The sequence below is a fragment of the Streptomyces sp. NPDC002520 genome (assembly GCF_053595235.1).
In genome coordinates this window covers 69,312-85,314 of record NZ_JBSFXG010000021.1, presented here as the reverse complement: position 1 = coordinate 85,314, position 16,003 = coordinate 69,312, and the positions used below count along the sequence as shown (strand labels likewise).

Genomic DNA, 16,003 nt, shown 5'->3' with positions numbered 1-16,003 from the left:
CCCACGATCTACATGATCAGCGTCACGTAATTCCCGATCCGTGCGATCACGGGGCGCCGCCGGGCCGGTATCCGAGCGATCGGCTTCGCCGCGATCGGCGAACGGCCCGCGCGAGGTCGGCGTCATCGAGTGGGTCGACTACCGCAAGGCCGCGGAACTGCCGGTCTTTCCGCCCATCGGACCCGCGCTGGCGGCGCTCCCCGACCCCCGTGCCCCGTCGTCGACGCCGCCATGGACGCCGTCACCAACGAGAGCTACACCTGGGTGTAGCTCCGGGCCCGCGCCATCGTCGGCCCGGCTCCCGCGTCGGTGGGTGGCACGTCGGCCCACCACGAACCGGTCCGGTATCAGTGCCAGGTGGCATGCTCTGCCGCCGGCCCGCCATCGGGCCGGGCTTCACCTCGCGTCACTCATCCTCTGGCTTCGCGAAACCACCGAATGATCAGTCGTGGACCGGGATGTTCTCCATCGGTCCACGCCCCACCTGCTGTCGCTTCCCCGCTGCTGCTCGAAGGCCGACCCGCGGGATCGGGAGCCGGCACTCACGATCGGGAAAGCGACGCGGTGAGTCCGGTCAGTGTCGGGAGTACCGCGGCGCCGATCAGTCCGGCGTCGGGGCCGAGGGCGGCGCGGTGGAGGGGCGGCGGTGCCGGGCGGGTGCGGGTGGTGTGGGCGTAGGCCTCGCACAGGGCGGTGTGCAGCGGCCCGTCGCCGGTGCCGAGACCGCCGCCGAGCACGATCGCCGAGGGGTCGAGAACGCGGACGAGATGGCCGAGCACCGTGCCCAGCGCCTGTCCGGCGGTGGTCAGGACGCGGACCGCGGCCGGGTCGCCGGACCGGGCGAGGGCGGTGACCTCTCGGGCGCCCGGCACCGGGGAGCCGCCGCAGGCGGTGTAGCGTTCGCCGATGCCGCGGCCGGAGCAGTACTGTTCGAGGCTTCCGTGCCAGTCCCGGTCCACGGAGGCCGGGACCTCCAACTCCCCTAGGGCGATGGCCTCCCCACGCCGTCCGGCGACAGGCCGCCCGTCGAAAACGAGGGTGGAGGACAGTCCGGTGCCCAGGGAGACGTAGAGGAAGTCGGGGAGGTCGCGGCCGACGCCGTTCCGCGCCTCGCCGAGGGCCCCGCAGCGCACGTCGGAGCCGACGGCCACCGGCAGGCCGGGCGCGGCCTCGGCGGTCAGCACGGTGACCGGCTGGACGTCCCAAGCCAGTACCTCACGGCTGGTCAACATGCCGTCGGAGCCGACGTATTCGGGGAACCCGGCGCCCAGTGCGGTCACCGTGACGCCCAGCCGGGCGGCGTCGTCGAGGAGGGCGCGGGCCGCCCGGGCGGTGCCGGCCAAACCGGGGTCGCGCAGTCCTCCCTCGAGGGCGGTAGCGGTGGGCAGTTCGCGGCGGTGCAGCAGGGTGCCGTCGGCGGTGACGAGTCCGGCGGCGATCTTGGTGCCGCCGATGTCCAGGGCCGCTACGGTGGCACGGCCGGACAGTTCCCCGGCGGGCGCCGGGATCGGGCTGGTGTTCACGGGAGTTGGCCTTCGCCTGGGATGCGGTGGGTTCAGTCGGAGCTGCGGTGCAAGGTGGCTTCGAGGCGGTAGGCGTCGCCGCGGTACACGGCCCGGCCGAGCAGCACCGGGGTGTCGTTCTGGTCGTAGGTGATCTCCTCGCCGACCAGCACCGGAGTGCCCGGCGGCACCCGCAGCAGCTCCGCCTCCAAGGGCTGGGCGCCGTCGGCGTGCGCGGTGTACGTGCTGTGCATGACACGCACCCCGGCCCTGGCCTCCAGCTCGGCGAACAGCGAACGATCCGTCAGGTCGACGTCCTCCAGCGCCTGCGCGCGGGAGCGCACCAGCACCGTGGTGTCCAGGCACACCGGTACGTCGTCCAGGCCGCGCACCCGGACGATCTCCAGCACCTCGGCTGCCGGTGCGATGCGCAGCCGGGCCGACTCCTCGTAGCCCGCCGGGCGGACCTCCCGGCGCAGCACCCGTGCGGTGGCGGTCAGGCCCCGGGCACGGGCGATGTCGGTGAAGCTCTTCAGCACACTGGGCGGCTCGCTGACCACGTCGGTGGCGACGAACCAGCCGCGCTGCGGGGAGGAGTGCACCCGGCCCTCGTCCTCCAGCAGGGCAAGGGCCTGGCGCAGGCTGCTGCGGCTGACGCCGACTCGCTGGGCCAGTGCGCGCTCGCCGGGCAGTTGGCTGCCCGGGGCCCATACCCGGCGGTCCAGCAGCTGCCCGAGTGCGCGGCGGGCGAGCTGGACGGCCGGACCTGCGGTCGAGGTCGCGGAGGTCGCGCTCACGGCGGTGGCGGGGGCGGGGACGGATGGTGAGGCCGGTGCGTCATGCGTGGTCACGGTCATGGACCGTACCAGAGCAACCAGTTCATGGACCAGATGAAAATCTGGTCCAAACACTGGACTGACTGGACTGAAGTACGTCATGATCCCACCACGCCGAAAGTCGGAAGCCCGTCTTCCGTTCCCCGGCGTGTGCCCGCCTGCCGCTGCACGGGGCCACTGCCGGCCCCCGCTCCAACAGGCCACAGGGCCCAGCCCGATGGCACGCCCCCGACACCACCACCCGCGACACCACCCACCCGCGACACCACCCACCCGCGACCGCGACAGCACACCGCGCCGCACCCGAGCCGAGGGAGCCTCGATGCCGTCACATCCACCGGTCCGTCTCGCCGTCATAGGCGCAGGAACGATTTCCCAGTCGGTCCACCTCCCCGCCGTCCAGCGCCTGGGCGCGCTGTTCGAGACCGCGGTCGTGTGCGACCTGTCCCCCTCCCGCGCGGCTGCGGTGGCCGCCCGCTGCGGCGTCGGCGTCCGGGCCACGCACAGCTATGAGAGCGTGCTGGCCGACGACACCGTCGACGCCGTGCTGCTGGCCACCCCCGGCACCCACGCGCAGGCCGCACGCGCCGCGCTGGAGGCCGGAAAGCACGTCCTCGCCGAGAAGCCGCTGTGCCTGACCGTGGCCGAGGCCGAGGAACTGGGCACGCTCGCCGAGGCCAGGGGCCTGGTGCTGCAGGTCGGCTACATGAAGATGTACGACCCGCTCACCGAGGTCGCCGCAGCCGAGCTGGCCGAGCTGGACACCCCGCGTACGGTCCGGGTCACCGTGCTGCACCCCGCCGACGAACCGCAGGTGGAGCATCTGCGGCTGGCCCCGCCGACCGACGACGCGGACTTCTCCGTGATCGCCGAGTCCCTCGCCTACGAGGACGCGCGCACCCTGGACGCCCTGGGCGAGGTGCCCGCCGAGCTGGGCCGCTACTACCGGGACGTGCTGAACGGCTCGGTGATCCACGAGCTCTCCGTACTGCGCGCGCTCGGCTTCACCCTGCCCACCACGTTCGACAGCGCCCAGCTGTGGCCGTGGCCGGTCGAGGGCGAGCCGCCGTGCCTGCTGGCCACCGCGCCCCTGGGCGACGGCGCCCAGCTGGTCCTCAACTGGAACTGGCTCCCGGACCACCCCGAGTACGGCGAGGAGATCGCCGTACTCGCCCGCGACGGCCGGCTGCGGCTGGACATGGCCGCGCCCTACCTGGTGGACGTGCGCTCCACCCTGCGCGTGGAACGCGCCGAGGGCGCGCTGCGCCGCGACACCACCGCGCGGCACGGCTACGACACCGGGTTCGTGCGCCAGCTGGAGGAGTTCGCCGCAGCGGTGCACGGTGAGGCACTGGTCCGCTCCGGCGCCGCCGGGGCGGCCGAGGACGTGCGCTGTCTCCAGGCGCTCGTCGCCGCGCTCGCCGCGCGGGCGGGCGTCGCTGTCGGCGGCGAGGCCGCGAAGGGGGCCGCAGCATGACCGGCCCCGCCACGAACCTCGCCACGACGTCTGGCAGGAATCCCTCCGGCGGCCTGCCGGACGGCATCCTGATCGGGAACGCGCCGGTGAGCTACGGCGTGTACGGCGAAGGCGCGGGCGGGCCCGGTTCCTCCCCCGGCGCCCTGCTGGCCTCCATGGCCGAGGCCGGCTACCACGGCAGCGAGCTCGGCCCGCCCGGCTTCTTCGGCACGCCCGAGCAGACCGCCGCGCTGTTCACCGAGCACCGGCTGGCCGCCGTCGGCGCCTACATCCCGGTGCACTACGCCCTCGGCGACGACGTCGTGGAGCACGACCTGGCCCGGATGGAGCAGACCTGCCGCGAACTGGCGGCGTGCGCCGAGGCGGCGGGCACCCCCGCCGACCGGGCGCCGCTGGCCATCCTGGCCGACGAGGGCAGCCAGACCCTCCTGCACAACCCCGCCCGTTCCTGGGACGACCGCTCGCTGGCCCTGGACGAGGCCGGCTGGGAGCGTCTGGCCCGGCTGTCCGAGCGCGCGGTGGCGATGGCCCGCTCCTACGGACTGCGCCCCTCCTTCCACCCCCACATCAGCACCTATGTGGAATCGCCGTGGGAGGTCGAGCGGCTGCTGGAGCTGACCGAGGTCGGCCTCACCCTCGACATCGCGCACATCCAGCTCGCCGGCGGCGACCCCGTGGAGTGCCTGCGGGCCTGGCGCGAGCGGATCAACCACGTGCACGTCAAGGACGTACGGATGGCCGTGCTCGCCGACGCCAAGGCCGCCGGGCGCACCGACTTCGACGAGTGGTGGGCGGACGTCTGCGTTCCGTTCGGCGAGGGCGACGTCGGCATCGACGCCTTCCTGGCCGAGCTGCTGCGCGGCGGTTACCGCGACTGGCTGCTGGTCGAGCAGGACCGGGCACCGACCCCGGCCGATCAGTACCCGCGGGTCGCCGCCGAGCAGGCGGCCAACTACGCCTGGCTGGCCGCGAAGGTGGCCGCCCACTCCTGATCACCCGGCTGCCCCGGAGGCACGCGGCCCTACCGCCGCGCCTTCCGGGCGCCGTTCCCGGTCCGCCCGCGGGCGGGCCCGAAGTGGAGCAAGGATGAACAAGCTGCGTTGGACCGGGGCCTCGGGGCTGGCCCTGACCGGGCTGCTGGTCTCCGGGTGCGGTGTCCCCGGAGCCGGCGGCAGCACCGCCTCGGCCGGCGTCACCGGACCCCGGATCACCCAGCCGGTGACCGTCCAGGAGGTGGCCGAGCCCGGGCCCACCACCCTGCGCGTGCTCGCCGACTCGGGCGAGGACGCCACTCTCAAGGCGCTCGTGCCGATGTACGAGAAGAAGTACCCCAACGTCAAGGTCGAGGTCGTCACCAAGGGCTTCGACGATCTGATGAAGACCGTCGTCAACTCGACGTCCGGCACCGACGCGCCCGACCTGGTGCAGGGCAACCAGGGCTACGGCACCGACGGCCCGCTGGTCAAGGCCGGGCTGATCCGTCCGCTGGACGACGTGATGCGCGCCTACGGCTGGGAGAACACCTTCACCGACGGCGCCCTCAAGCAGTACCGCTGGACCCCGGACGGCGCTGTCTTCGGCTCCGGCAGCCTGTACGGCATCTCTCCCGCCACCGAGTACGTCGGCGTGTTCTACAACACCGACAAGCTGGCCAAGCTGGGCATCAAGCCGCCCACGACCTATGCCGAGTTCACCGACGCGCTGTCCCGCGCCAAGGCCGCGGGACAGCAGCCCATCATGCTGGGCAACTCCGAGAAGTACCCCGCCAGCCAGGTCATCGGCCTGGTCCAGGCGCAGAACGTGGCGAGCCGCGACATCCGTTCATGGATCAGCGGGGTCCCCGGCGCCACCATTGCCGACAAGGGCACCGAGGCCGCGGCCGGCACCGTGCAGGACTGGGCCAAGCGCGGCTGGTTCGGCAACGGCTACGACGGCATCAGCTCCGACGACGCGGTCGCCAAGTTCAGCCACGGCCAGGGCGTCTTCCTGGTCGCCGGCTCGTGGAACGCTCCGGCCCTCCAGCAGAGCATGAACGGCCATGTCGGCTTCACCCTGCCCACCCGGCCCGACGGCACCCGCGCCACGGTCGGCTCGCTCGGCCTCGGCTGGCACGTCAGCTCCAAGACCCAGCACCTGCCCGCCGCGGTCGCCTTCCTCGACATGCTGATGAGCGACCGGTTCGCGCAGACCCTCGCGGACGTCGGCCGCACCCCGGTCACCGGCCAGGGCACCGTCAAGGCCGACAGCAAGGTCGTCGGCCAGGTCAACGGCATCGGGCTCAAGCTGCTCGCCGACGACGGGCAGAACTTCTACCTCGACTGGGCCTCCACCACGATGCTCGACACCATCGGCTCCAAGACCCAGGACCTGCTGGCCGGCCGCACCTCACCCCGCGGCTTCGCCGAAGGCCTGCAGAACAACTGGCTGGCGTTCCAGAAGCAGCAGCGCCAGGACGCGGCGGCCGCCGGAGGCACCCCGTGACTGCGGCTCCGCTCTCCGGACGGGCCACCGCCACCGAGCCCGCGTCCCCCGCGCCGGTCCGCACCGGCCACAAGCCGCCGGCCCACCGGAGACGGAACGGCCTGCGCGCCTGGGCCGGACGTCAGTACTGGCCCGCCCTCTGGTACCTGCTGCCCGCGGCCATCGTCTACACGCTGTTCGTGCTGCGGCCGCTGGGCCAGACCGCCTGGATCTCGCTGTTCCGCTGGGACGGCCTCACCGAGGGCCGCTGGGTGGGTCTCGGCAACTACCGCGCCCTGCTGTCCGACAGCCGTATCCCCGCCGCGATCGGCCACTCGCTGGAGTTCGTGGTCTTCTACGCGCTGCTGCCGGTCGCCCTCGGCCTCTTCCTCGCCGCCCTGATGTCCCGCATCCGGGTGTACGGACTGAGCTTCTTCCGCGCGGTGCTGTTCCTGCCGCAGATCCTGGCCACCGTCGTGGTCGCCGTCTCCTGGCGGTGGGTCTACGACATCGACGGGCCGCTCAACGCCGCCCTGCGCGCCGTCGGCCTCGGCTCCCTGGCCCGCGCCTGGCTGGGCGACTACCACACCGCCCTGCCCTCGGTCGGCCTCGTCGGCACCTGGGTGATGTACGGACTGTGCATGGTGCTCTTCCTCGCCGGCACCCAGAAGATCCCCACCGAGCTGTACGAGTCCGCCCGCATCGACGGCTGCGGCCCGGTCCGCGAGTTCTTCACCGTCACCCTGCCCGCGCTGCGCGGCGAGATGTCCATCGCCCTGGTCCTCACCATCACCTACGCCCTGCGCAACTTCGACCTGGTGTGGAACACCACCACCGGCGGCCCCGGCACCTCCACCACCGTGCCCAGCGTCTTCATCTACCAGGGCGCCTTCCTCACCCACGAGGTGGGCGGCGCCGCCGCGATCAGCGTCTGCCTGACCGCCGTGGTGCTGGTGGTGACCGGGCTCGTCATGCGCCTGGTGCGCGGAAAGGAGGGCTGACGGATGCTCACCAGCCGCCGCCAGACCGTCATCGGACACGCCGTCCTGGCCGTCGCGGCCATCGCCGCCCTGTACCCCTTCCTGTCCGTGGTGCTGCTGGCGCTCAGCAAGCCCGGCACCCGGCAGAGCGGCTTCACCCTGCCCACCTCCATCAGCTTCGACAACTTCTCCGAGGCCTGGAGCCGGGGACTGTTCTCCCAGGCGCTGCTGTCCAGCCTGATCGTGGCCGCCGCCGTGGTGGTGGGCACCATCGTGCTGGCCGTACTGGCCGGCTACGCCTTCGCGGCCTTCCCCTTCCCGCTCAAGGGACTGCTCCTGGGACTGCTGCTGGTCGGCCTTGTGATGCCGTACGAAGCGACCGTCATCCCGCTCTACTACCAGCTGCGTTCCTGGCACCTCACCAACACGTACTGGGCGCTGATCCTGCCGCAGATCGGCCTTTCCCTGCCGTTCGCCGTCTTCTGGATGCGCACCTTCTTCGTGTCCACACCGCCGGCGCTGCGTGAGGCCGCCGCGGTCGACGGAGCCTCCAGGTTCCGCACCCTGCGCTCGATCCTGCTGCCGATGGCCGCACCCGCCATCGGCACCCTCGCCACCCTGCTCTTCCTCTTCGCGTGGAACGAGTTCCTGCTGGCACTGGTCCTCGTCCCGGACGACCGCAGCGTGCAGACCGCACCGCTGGCCCTGTCGTTCTTCGCGGGCAACCGGCGCAACAGCAACCCGGGCGTCACCGCGGCCGCCGCCGTCATCGTCGCCCTGCCCGTACTCATCAGCTACATCGCCCTCCAGCGCCGCATGATCAGCGGCATGCTGGCCGGCGCCGTAAAGGAGTGACATCCATGTCGGCCCCCCTTCCCCCGCGCGTCTTCGACAGCCCCGCCCAGCTGGGCGCGGAGCTGGCCCGCGAGATCGCGGACGGGATCGCGGAAGCAGCAGGCTCCGGCCGGCGCTACGTCCTGGGCTGCCCCGGCGGCCGCAGCCCCAAGCCGGTCTACGAGGCACTGGCCGAACTGACCGCCGAGCGCGGGCTCGACCTGCGGCACGTCGTCATCGCCATGATGGACGAGTACGTCCTGCCCGACCCCGACGCGCCGGGCGGCTTCCACGACATCGACCACGGCGCGCACAACAGCTGCCACCGCTTCGCCGCCGAGGAGATCGTCGCCCCCCTCAACGCCGCGGCCGGCCCCACCCGGGGCATCCCCGCCGACGCGGTGTGGTTCCCCGACCCCGCGGACCCGTCCGCGTACGAGCGGCGCCTGGCCGAGGCCGGCGGCATCGACCTGTTCATCCTGGCCTGCGGCGCCTCGGACGGGCACATCGCCTTCAACCCGCCCGGCACCGACCGCCACAGCACCAGCCGGATCGTGGAGCTCGCCGACACCACCCGCGTCGACAACATGGGCACCTTCCCCGACTTCGCGTCGCTCGACGAGGTGCCCCGGCACGGCGTCACCGTCGGCGTGCACACCATCGTGGCCAACTCCCGGCGCGCGGTGATGACCGTCCACGGCGCCCACAAGCGCGAGGCGGTGCGCCGCCTGGCCGCCGCCCGCGGTTACGACCCCTCCTGGCCCGCGACCCTCGTCATCGAGTGCGCCGGCGCCGCCCTCTACGTCGACCGGGCGTCGATGGCCCTGGAGGACGCCGCGTGACGTACGACCTGATCACTCTGGGCCGGGTCGGCGTCGACCTCTACCCGCAGCAGACCGGGGTCGGCCTGGCCGAGGTGCGCACCTTCGCCAAGTACCTCGGCGGCAGCGCCACCAACGTGGCCGTCGCCGCCGCCCGGCACGGCCTGCGCAGCGCGGTGGTCACCGGAGTCGGCGACGATCCGCTGGGCGGGTTCGTCCGCGACGCGCTGCGCGGCTTCGGCGTCGACGACCGGCATGTGGTGACCGTGCCCGGTTCCCAGACCCCGGTGGTGCTGTGCGAGCTCTTCCCGCCGGACGACTTCCCGCTGTACTTCTACCGGCCCGAAGCGCCCGACCTGCGGTTGCTGCCCGAGCACCTGGACCTGCCCGCCCTGCGCGGCGCCCGGGTCGTCTGGGCCACCGGCAGCGGCCTGAGCGCCGAGCCGTCGCGCGGGACCACGCTGCGCGCGCTCGCCGAGCGCGACCCGGGCACCGACACCGTGCTCGACCTGGACTGGCGCCCGATGTTCTGGGACCGGCCCGAGGACGCGCCCGCCCGCTACGCGCAGGCGCTGGAGCACGCCACCGTCGCGGTCGGCAACCGCGACGAGGTCGAGGTCGCGGTGGGCACCCGTGACCCGGACCGGGCCGCGGACCTGCTGCTCGCCCGAGGAGTACGGCTGGCCGTGGTCAAGCAGGGCCCGCACGGCGTCCTGGCGCGCACCGCGACCGAGGACGTACGGGTGCCGCCGATCCCCGTCGAGGTGGTGAACGGCCTCGGCGCGGGCGACGCCTTCGGCGGCGCCCTGGTCGCCGGACTGCTGGCCGGACTGCCGCTGGGCGACACCCTGGCCGCCGCCAACGCCGCCGGGGCCCTGGTCGCCACCCGGCACGCCTGCGCCGACGCGATGCCCACCCCCGAAGAAATCGCCGAGCTGACCGGCCGCCCCGCCTCGCGCGCCGTCGCCACCACCATGACCGGAGAACCCCGTTGAGCACCGCCCTCGCCCCCGCTCCCGCCGCCCGTGACCTCGCCGAGGTCACCCGGATGCGGCTCACCGACCCGGACGCGATCCGCCGGGCCGCCGCCGCCCGCCCGAAGTTCGACAGCGCGGACCTGGCCCGGCCGCTGTTCATCCTGGCCGCCGACCACCCGGCCCGCGGCGCGGTGGCCGCCGGCGGCAACCCCACCGCCATGGGCGACCGGCACGAGCTGCTGGCCCGCTGCGTCGAGGCGCTCTCCCGCCCCGGCGTGGACGGCTTCCTCGGCACCCCCGACCTGGTCGAGGACCTGACGCTGCTCGGCGCCCTTGACGGCAAGCTGGTGCTCGGCTCGATGAACCGGGGCGGCATCCCCGGCGCCTCGTTCGAACTCGACGACCGCTTCACCTGCTACGACGCCCGAGGCATCGAGGAGGCGGGGCTGGACGGCGGCAAGGTGCTGCTGCGTGTCGACCCCGCCGACCCGGGAACCGCGGAGACCCTCAGTGGTACCGCCACCGCCGTGAACGAGCTGGCGGAGCGCCGGCTGCTCGCCCTGATCGAACCGTTCAAGTCCGTGCGCGAGGGCGGCAAGGTGCGCAACATCCTCGAGGCCGACGCGCAGATCTGGGTGAACAACATCGCCTCCGCGCTCGGCCGCACCTCCGCCTACACCTGGCTGAAGGTCCCGGTCGTCCCCGACATGGAGCGGATGATGGCCTCCACCACCATGCCCACCCTGCTGCTGGGCGGCGAGGGCGGCGGCGACCCCGACGTCATGTACGCGTCCTGGCAGCGCGCGCTGGACATCGAGCACGTCCGAGGGCTGATCATCGGCCGTACGATGCTCTTCCCCGCCGACGGCGACGTGGCCGGCGCCGTGGACACCGCCGTCTCGCTGCTCGGCCGGGAGTCCTGATGTCCCGTCGGCTGCACCTGCCCGACGGCACCGCCGCGGCGGACGGATTCCGCCTCACCGTCACCCCCAAGGACGCGGGGTGGGCCTACAGCTCGCTGCGCGTCCTGGACCTCGCACCGGGTGCCTCGCGGACGCTGGACACCGGTGACAGCGAGATGATCGTGCTGCCGCTGTCCGGCGGCTGCCGCGTGGAGATCGACGGCACCCCCTTCGACCTCGACGGCCGCCCCGACGTCTTCAGCCGGGTCACCGACTTCGCCTACGCGCCGCGCGACGCCCGGCTCACCGTCCACTCGACGGACGGCGGGCGGTTCGCGCTCCCCGCGGCCCGCTGCGAGCGCCGGCTGGCGCCCGCCTACGGTCCCGCCGAGGCCGTGCCGGTCGAAATCCGCGGCGCGGGCCCCGCCACCCGGCAGGTGAACAACTTCGCCTCCCCCGAAGGCTTCCCCTGCGACCGCCTGGTCGCCGTCGAGGTGCTCACCCCCGGCGGTAACTGGTCGTCCTATCCGCCGCACAAGCACGACGAGCGGCGCCCCGGAGAGGCGGTGCTGGAGGAGATCTACTACTTCGAGATCGGCGGCCCCGGCCCGCACGGCTTCGGCTACCAGCGGGTGTACGAGCCCGCCGCGGCAGGGGCCGACGGGGTGGACGTGCTGGCGGAGGTCCGGCACGGCGACGTGGTGCTCGTCCCCCGGGGCTACCACGGCCCCTCGATGGCCGCGCCGGGGCATCCTCTGTACTACCTCAATGTGCTGGCCGGGCCGGACCCGCAGCGCACCATGGCGTGCTGCGACGACCCGGCCCACCACTGGGTGCGCGCCTCGTGGAACGGCCAGGCCGCCGACCCCCGGGTGCCGATCTGCGACGCGGGAGGACCGCGATGACCACGTCCACGTCTCTCGGGCAGGTGCGCCGACTGACCACCGCCCAGGCACTGGTGGCGTTCCTCGCCCAGCAGTACACCGAGCGGGACGGCGTCGAACAGCGGCTGATCGAGGGCTGTTTCGGCATCTTCGGCCACGGCAACATCGCCGGCCTCGGCCAGGCGCTGCTGGAACACCCCGACGACCTGACCTACTACCAGGCCCGCAACGAGCAGGCCATGGTGCACGCCGCGGTGGCCTACGCCCGTACCCGGCGCAGGCTCTCCACCCTGGCCTGCACCGCCTCGGTGGGGCCCGGCTCCACCAACATGGTCACCGGGGCGGCGCTGGCCACCGTCAACCGGCTGCCGGTGCTGCTGCTGCCCGGCGACACCTTCGCCTCGCGCGCCGCCTCGCCGCTGCTCCAGGAGCTGGAGCAGCCGTACGCCGCCGACATCACCGTCAACGACACGTTCCGCCCCGTCTCCCGGTTCTTCGACCGGATCTGGCGGCCGGAGCAACTGCTCTCCTCGGCCGTGCAGGCGATGCGGGTGCTCACCGACCCGGCCGAGACCGGCGCCGTCACCCTGTGCCTGCCGCAGGACGTGCAGGCGGAGGCCTGGGACTTCCCCGAGGAGTTCTTCGCCCGCCGGGTGTGGCACGTCCGCCGTCCGGTACCTGACGAGGCGTCACTGGCCGCCGCCGTACGGCTGCTGCGGGGCGCACGGCGCCCGCTGATCGTGGCCGGCGGCGGGGTGATCCACTCCGACGCCACCGCCGCGCTCACGGAGTTCGCCGCCGCCACCGGCGTTCCCGTGGCGGTCACCCAGGCCGGCAAGGCCGCGCTGCCGCACGGCCATCCGGCGGCAGTCGGCGCCATCGGCCACACCGGCAGCGCCGCCGCCAACGCCCTGGCCCGCGACGCCGATGTGGTGATCGGCATCGGCACCCGCTGGCAGGACTTCACCACCGCCTCGCGCACCCTGTTCGCGGACCCGCGGGTGGCCTTCGTCAACCTCAACATCGCCTCGTTCGACGCCGCCAAGCAGGCCGGGGTGTCGCTGGTCGCGGACGCCCGCGCCGGCATCCGGTCCCTGGGCGCCGCACTCTCCGGCTGGTCGGCCGCCCCGGAGTGGCGTGAGCGCGCGGCCGGACTGGTCCGCGGCTGGGACGCGGTGGCGGACGCCGCCTTCACCGCCGGACACCGGCCGCTGCCCGCCCAGAGCGAGATCATCGGCGCGCTGCGGGACGCCATGGACGAGCGCGACGTGGTGGTGTGCGCCGCCGGTTCCATGCCGGGCGATCTGCACAAGCTGTGGCGCCCCAGCGATCCGCTGGGCTACCACGTCGAGTACGGCTACTCCTGCATGGGCTACGAGATCGCCGGAGGGCTGGGCGTGAAGCTGGCCGCGCCCGACCGTGAGGTCGTGGTGCTGGTCGGCGACGGCTCGTACCTGATGATGGCTCAGGAGATCGCCACGGCCGTGGCCGAGCGCCTCAAGCTGGTCGTGGTGCTGGTGCAGAACCACGGCTACGCCTCGATCGGCGCGCTGTCGGAGTCGGTCGGCGCCGACCGGTTCGGCACCCGCTACCGCTACCGCGACCCGGCCACCGGGCACCTGGACGGCGACACCCTGCCGGTCGACCTGGCCGCCAACGCGGCGAGCCTGGGCGCGGACGTCATCCGCGCCCAGGGCCTGGAGGGCTTCCGCGAGGCGCTCGCCACCGCGCTGGCAGCCGAGCGCACCACCGTCGTCCATGTGGAGACCGACCCCCTGGTGCCGGCGCCCGACTCGGACGCCTGGTGGGACGTCCCGGTCGCCGAGGTCTCGGCGCTGCCGTCGACCAGCGCGGCCCGCGCCGCCTACGAGCAGCACAAGAAGACCCAGCGCCCGCTGCTCACCCCACCGCCGGCCTGACCCGGCCCGGCCCCGGCCCGCGTCCCCTGAGTCTCCCTCAGCAGGACGCGGGCCAATGTGCCGTCATGGCACTGGTCCTACCTTTCAAGGGGGGTAAGCGTTCTTGTCGGCGTCGGCGGCTTGGATGCGCTGTGCGATGTCACCGAGTCTCTCGGTGATCGCCCTGAACTGGTCGGCGGTGAGGGGTGATGCCTTCTTCCGGTTGACGGCGGGCAGCGCGTCGGGTTTCTTGCATCAACCCTTGTCTGGACGGCTTTCCGTGTGGGGTGCCGTATGAACAGTACCGGTCGCAAACAGCGTTGGACTTCCGGCCTTCGTGTAGGTGACCGTCATGCTCGGCGCCGACCACGCCCTCCCGGGGCCTGCGTTCCTGCGGCACCGCTCACACCCTGACCACCAAGCCGGACGGCATGCACTTCCGTCTCTCCGGCGATCCCGTCGCAGTCGCGATCGCGCGGGTGTGCGAGCCCTCGCCGCAGCCGGGTGAGGTCGCGTAGGCCCTCGGTGATTGTCCGCACGGTCATGCCTGTGAGTGCGCATCGTCCGTCGAAGCCGCGCGTTCCGGTGTTCCGCCTCCTTCATGGAGGTCGCGTCCGGCTGACGGCAGCTCCCGCTGGTGGGCGGTGAGCGTGTACCGCTGGGCCGGGGACAGCGGCTGCCGCACCTCGACGTACTGGCCGTGCGGCAGCCGCTTGACGATTCCCGTCTCGCGACCGTGCTCCACCAGCTCACGGTCGCTCAGCTGGAGACCGAGGCAGACGCGCCGCGTCACGACGAAGACGGCCGATGGCACCAGGAACACGCCGATCCTGACGATCCACGTCACCGCGTTGATCGACAGATGGAGACGCGTGGCCACGATGTCGTTGCCGCCGCCCGCGAGCAGGATCAGATAGACGCTCAGCCATGCCGTGCCGAGCGCCGTGCGGACCGGCCGGTTGCGGGGACGGTCCAGCAGATGGTGCTCGCGGCGGTCCTTGGTGACCCACGCCTCCACGAACGGGTAGACGCCTATGAGGACCAGGAGGAGCGGGAAGACGACCACCGGGATCAGCACGCCGAGGACCAGGGTGTGGCCCCACAGGTCGACCTCCCAGCCCGGCATGATGCGGACCAGCCCCTCCGCGAAGCCCAGGTACCAGTCCGGCTGGGCGCCCGTCGACACCTGGTCGGCGCGGTAGGGCCCGTACGCCCAGACCGGATTGATCGATGCCACCGCCGCGACGAACGCGATCAGCCCGAAGACGAGGAAGAAGAAACCTCCCGCCTTCGCCACGTACACAGGGAAGAACGGAGAGCCCACGACGTTCCGTTCCGTCTTCCCCGGACCCGCGAACTGCGTGTGCTTGTGGTAGACGACCAGCAGCACATGGGTGACGACGAGCGCCGTCATGATTCCCGGGACCAGCAGCACGTGCAGGGAGTAGAAACGGGGCACGATGTCATTGCCCGGGAACTGCCCGCCGAACAGGAACATCGACAGATATGTGCCCACGATCGGCACCGACAGCAGCGCGCCGTTGACGAATCGCAGCCCGGTGCCCGACAGCAGGTCGTCCGGCAGCGAGTAGCCGAACAGCCCTTCGAACATGCCGAGGACGAGCAGCAGCCAGCCGAACAGCCAGTTCAGCTCACGCGGTTTGCGGAACGATCCCGTGAAGAAGTGCCGCATCATGTGTGTCAGCATCGCCGCGACGAAGATCAGCGCGGCCCAGTGGTGGATCTGCCGGATCAGCAGACCGCCGCGTATGTCGAAGCTGATGTGCAGCGTCGAGGCGTACGCGTCGGACATGCGGATGCCGTTCAGCGGCACGTAACTGCCGTGGTACGTCACCTCGGTCATCGACGGGTGGAAGAAGAGCGTGAGGTAGATCCCGGTCAGGATCAGCACGACGAAGCTGTACAGGCACACCTCGCCGAGCAGGAACGACCAGTGGTCGGGGAAGACCTTGCGGAGGTACCGCCGGCCCAGGGTGTGGATGCCGAGCCGGCCGTCGAACCAGTCGGCGACGCGCTGTCCGGAGGAAACCTCCTCGGGCCGTTTCCCAGTCGCCGTCATGCCCGCTCCTCCTCGGCCATGGCCCGCTCTTCCCGTGGTGCATGCGCGGGCTGGTCCAGGACGTCCACGATCTCCGTGTGGGCGTACTCCAACACCGGGTTGTCGATCCCGTCGGAACGGGAGCGCCCCGTCCGGCCGGTCCACGACAACGAGGTGTCCTGCCGGGCGTCCTCGGTGTCGGTGACGCGGCCGAGCATGTTGTGGACGATCGCGAAGAGCAGCTCGCGGTGGTCGACGAACACCTGGGTTGCGGTGCCGGCCCGGTCGCCGGCCGCGGTGTCGGTCCTCTCAGGCATGCCTGTGCCTCCCTGCGTGGTCTCACACCTGAGACCCCGGAAGGGAGTTGAATGTG

At 72.3% G+C, this 16,003-nt stretch carries 14 protein-coding genes; 10 read left to right on the top strand and 4 right to left on the bottom strand.

The features are described 5' to 3' along the window. Nucleotides 1-542: 542 nt before the first annotated feature. Both ACWD5D_RS26765 and ACWD5D_RS26760 read right to left on the bottom strand, forming a co-directional pair. Entirely contained in the window at nucleotides 543-1,523 is a 981-nt protein-coding gene (locus ACWD5D_RS26765) for an ROK family protein (protein WP_451375295.1), read from the bottom strand. Nucleotides 1,524-1,555: 32 nt separating this feature from the next. Further along, on the bottom strand, nucleotides 1,556-2,353 hold the full coding sequence (locus ACWD5D_RS26760; protein WP_451375294.1) for a GntR family transcriptional regulator: 798 nt from the start codon (nucleotides 2,351-2,353) through the stop codon (nucleotides 1,556-1,558). A 307-nt stretch (nucleotides 2,354-2,660) separates the two neighbouring features. Between ACWD5D_RS26760 and ACWD5D_RS26755 the strand changes: the two genes are divergently transcribed. The 10 genes from ACWD5D_RS26755 to iolD all read left to right on the top strand — a co-directional run bounded on the left by ACWD5D_RS26755 (nucleotide 2,661) and on the right by iolD (nucleotide 13,592). Further along, nucleotides 2,661-3,815 (top strand): Gfo/Idh/MocA family protein, encoded by a 1,155-nt coding sequence (locus tag ACWD5D_RS26755; RefSeq protein ID WP_451375293.1) that lies wholly within the window; start codon nucleotides 2,661-2,663, stop codon nucleotides 3,813-3,815. Continuing rightward, a complete protein-coding gene (locus ACWD5D_RS26750) occupies nucleotides 3,812-4,807 on the top strand; it encodes a sugar phosphate isomerase/epimerase family protein (protein WP_451375292.1) in 996 nt (331 codons plus the stop codon). The genes ACWD5D_RS26755 and ACWD5D_RS26750 overlap by 4 nt, the downstream gene beginning before the upstream one ends. 94 nt (nucleotides 4,808-4,901) lie before the next feature. Then, nucleotides 4,902-6,296, top strand: coding sequence for an ABC transporter substrate-binding protein (locus tag ACWD5D_RS26745; protein ID WP_451375291.1), 1,395 nt, complete (start codon nucleotides 4,902-4,904; stop codon nucleotides 6,294-6,296). 101 nt (nucleotides 6,297-6,397) lie between these two features. Next, nucleotides 6,398-7,276 (top strand): carbohydrate ABC transporter permease, encoded by an 879-nt coding sequence (locus tag ACWD5D_RS26740; RefSeq protein ID WP_376543484.1) that lies wholly within the window; start codon nucleotides 6,398-6,400, stop codon nucleotides 7,274-7,276. Between the two features lie 3 nt (nucleotides 7,277-7,279). Further along, on the top strand, nucleotides 7,280-8,110 hold the full coding sequence (locus ACWD5D_RS26735; protein ID WP_141364950.1) for a carbohydrate ABC transporter permease: 831 nt from the start codon (nucleotides 7,280-7,282) through the stop codon (nucleotides 8,108-8,110). Between the two features lie 5 nt (nucleotides 8,111-8,115). Further along, the gene (locus ACWD5D_RS26730; protein ID WP_451375290.1) at nucleotides 8,116-8,931 is read left to right on the top strand and encodes a 6-phosphogluconolactonase; all 816 of its coding nucleotides are present in this window, start codon (nucleotides 8,116-8,118) and stop codon (nucleotides 8,929-8,931) included. Next, nucleotides 8,928-9,905 carry a 5-dehydro-2-deoxygluconokinase gene (iolC, locus tag ACWD5D_RS26725; protein WP_451375289.1) on the top strand — a complete coding sequence of 326 codons (978 nt, stop codon included), beginning with the start codon at nucleotides 8,928-8,930 and terminating at the stop codon, nucleotides 9,903-9,905. Before ACWD5D_RS26730 ends, iolC begins: the two co-directional genes overlap by 4 nt. A 53-nt stretch (nucleotides 9,906-9,958) precedes the next feature. Next, nucleotides 9,959-10,810 (top strand): Cgl0159 family (beta/alpha)8-fold protein, encoded by an 852-nt coding sequence (locus ACWD5D_RS26720; protein WP_451375350.1) that lies wholly within the window; start codon nucleotides 9,959-9,961, stop codon nucleotides 10,808-10,810. Continuing rightward, entirely contained in the window at nucleotides 10,810-11,694 is an 885-nt protein-coding gene (gene iolB / locus ACWD5D_RS26715) for a 5-deoxy-glucuronate isomerase (RefSeq protein WP_451375288.1), read from the top strand. The genes ACWD5D_RS26720 and iolB overlap by 1 nt, the downstream gene beginning before the upstream one ends. Beyond that, nucleotides 11,691-13,592 carry a 3D-(3,5/4)-trihydroxycyclohexane-1,2-dione acylhydrolase (decyclizing) gene (iolD, locus tag ACWD5D_RS26710; protein WP_451375287.1) on the top strand — a complete coding sequence of 634 codons (1,902 nt, stop codon included), beginning with the start codon at nucleotides 11,691-11,693 and terminating at the stop codon, nucleotides 13,590-13,592. Before iolB ends, iolD begins: the two co-directional genes overlap by 4 nt. 520 nt (nucleotides 13,593-14,112) lie before the next feature. Here iolD and qcrB read toward each other — a convergent pair. Then, nucleotides 14,113-15,651, bottom strand: a complete 1,539-nt coding sequence (gene qcrB, locus ACWD5D_RS26705) for a cytochrome bc1 complex cytochrome b subunit (protein ID WP_451375286.1) — start codon at nucleotides 15,649-15,651, stop codon at nucleotides 14,113-14,115. After that, nucleotides 15,648-15,947 carry a hypothetical protein gene (locus ACWD5D_RS26700; protein WP_451375285.1) on the bottom strand — a complete coding sequence of 100 codons (300 nt, stop codon included), beginning with the start codon at nucleotides 15,945-15,947 and terminating at the stop codon, nucleotides 15,648-15,650. The genes qcrB and ACWD5D_RS26700 overlap by 4 nt, the downstream gene beginning before the upstream one ends. Nucleotides 15,948-16,003 lie beyond the last annotated feature (56 nt).

What these genes read in the sequence shown, in the direction of transcription:
- ACWD5D_RS26745 (WP_451375291.1), top strand. Translation starts at nt 4,902, where the DNA reads ATGAACAAGCTGCGTTGGACCGGGGCCTCGGGGCTGGCCCTGACCGGG.
- ACWD5D_RS26700 (WP_451375285.1), bottom strand. Translation starts at nt 15,947, where the DNA reads ATGCCTGAGAGGACCGACACCGCGGCCGGCGACCGGGCCGGCACCGCA.
- ACWD5D_RS26735 (WP_141364950.1), top strand. Translation starts at nt 7,280, where the DNA reads ATGCTCACCAGCCGCCGCCAGACCGTCATCGGACACGCCGTCCTGGCC.
- ACWD5D_RS26730 (WP_451375290.1), top strand. Translation starts at nt 8,116, where the DNA reads ATGTCGGCCCCCCTTCCCCCGCGCGTCTTCGACAGCCCCGCCCAGCTG.
- ACWD5D_RS26720 (WP_451375350.1), top strand. Translation starts at nt 9,959, where the DNA reads ATGCGGCTCACCGACCCGGACGCGATCCGCCGGGCCGCCGCCGCCCGC.
- qcrB (WP_451375286.1), bottom strand. Translation starts at nt 15,651, where the DNA reads ATGACGGCGACTGGGAAACGGCCCGAGGAGGTTTCCTCCGGACAGCGC.
- iolB (WP_451375288.1), top strand. Translation starts at nt 10,810, where the DNA reads ATGTCCCGTCGGCTGCACCTGCCCGACGGCACCGCCGCGGCGGACGGA.
- ACWD5D_RS26750 (WP_451375292.1), top strand. Translation starts at nt 3,812, where the DNA reads ATGACCGGCCCCGCCACGAACCTCGCCACGACGTCTGGCAGGAATCCC.
- ACWD5D_RS26755 (WP_451375293.1), top strand. Translation starts at nt 2,661, where the DNA reads ATGCCGTCACATCCACCGGTCCGTCTCGCCGTCATAGGCGCAGGAACG.
- iolD (WP_451375287.1), top strand. Translation starts at nt 11,691, where the DNA reads ATGACCACGTCCACGTCTCTCGGGCAGGTGCGCCGACTGACCACCGCC.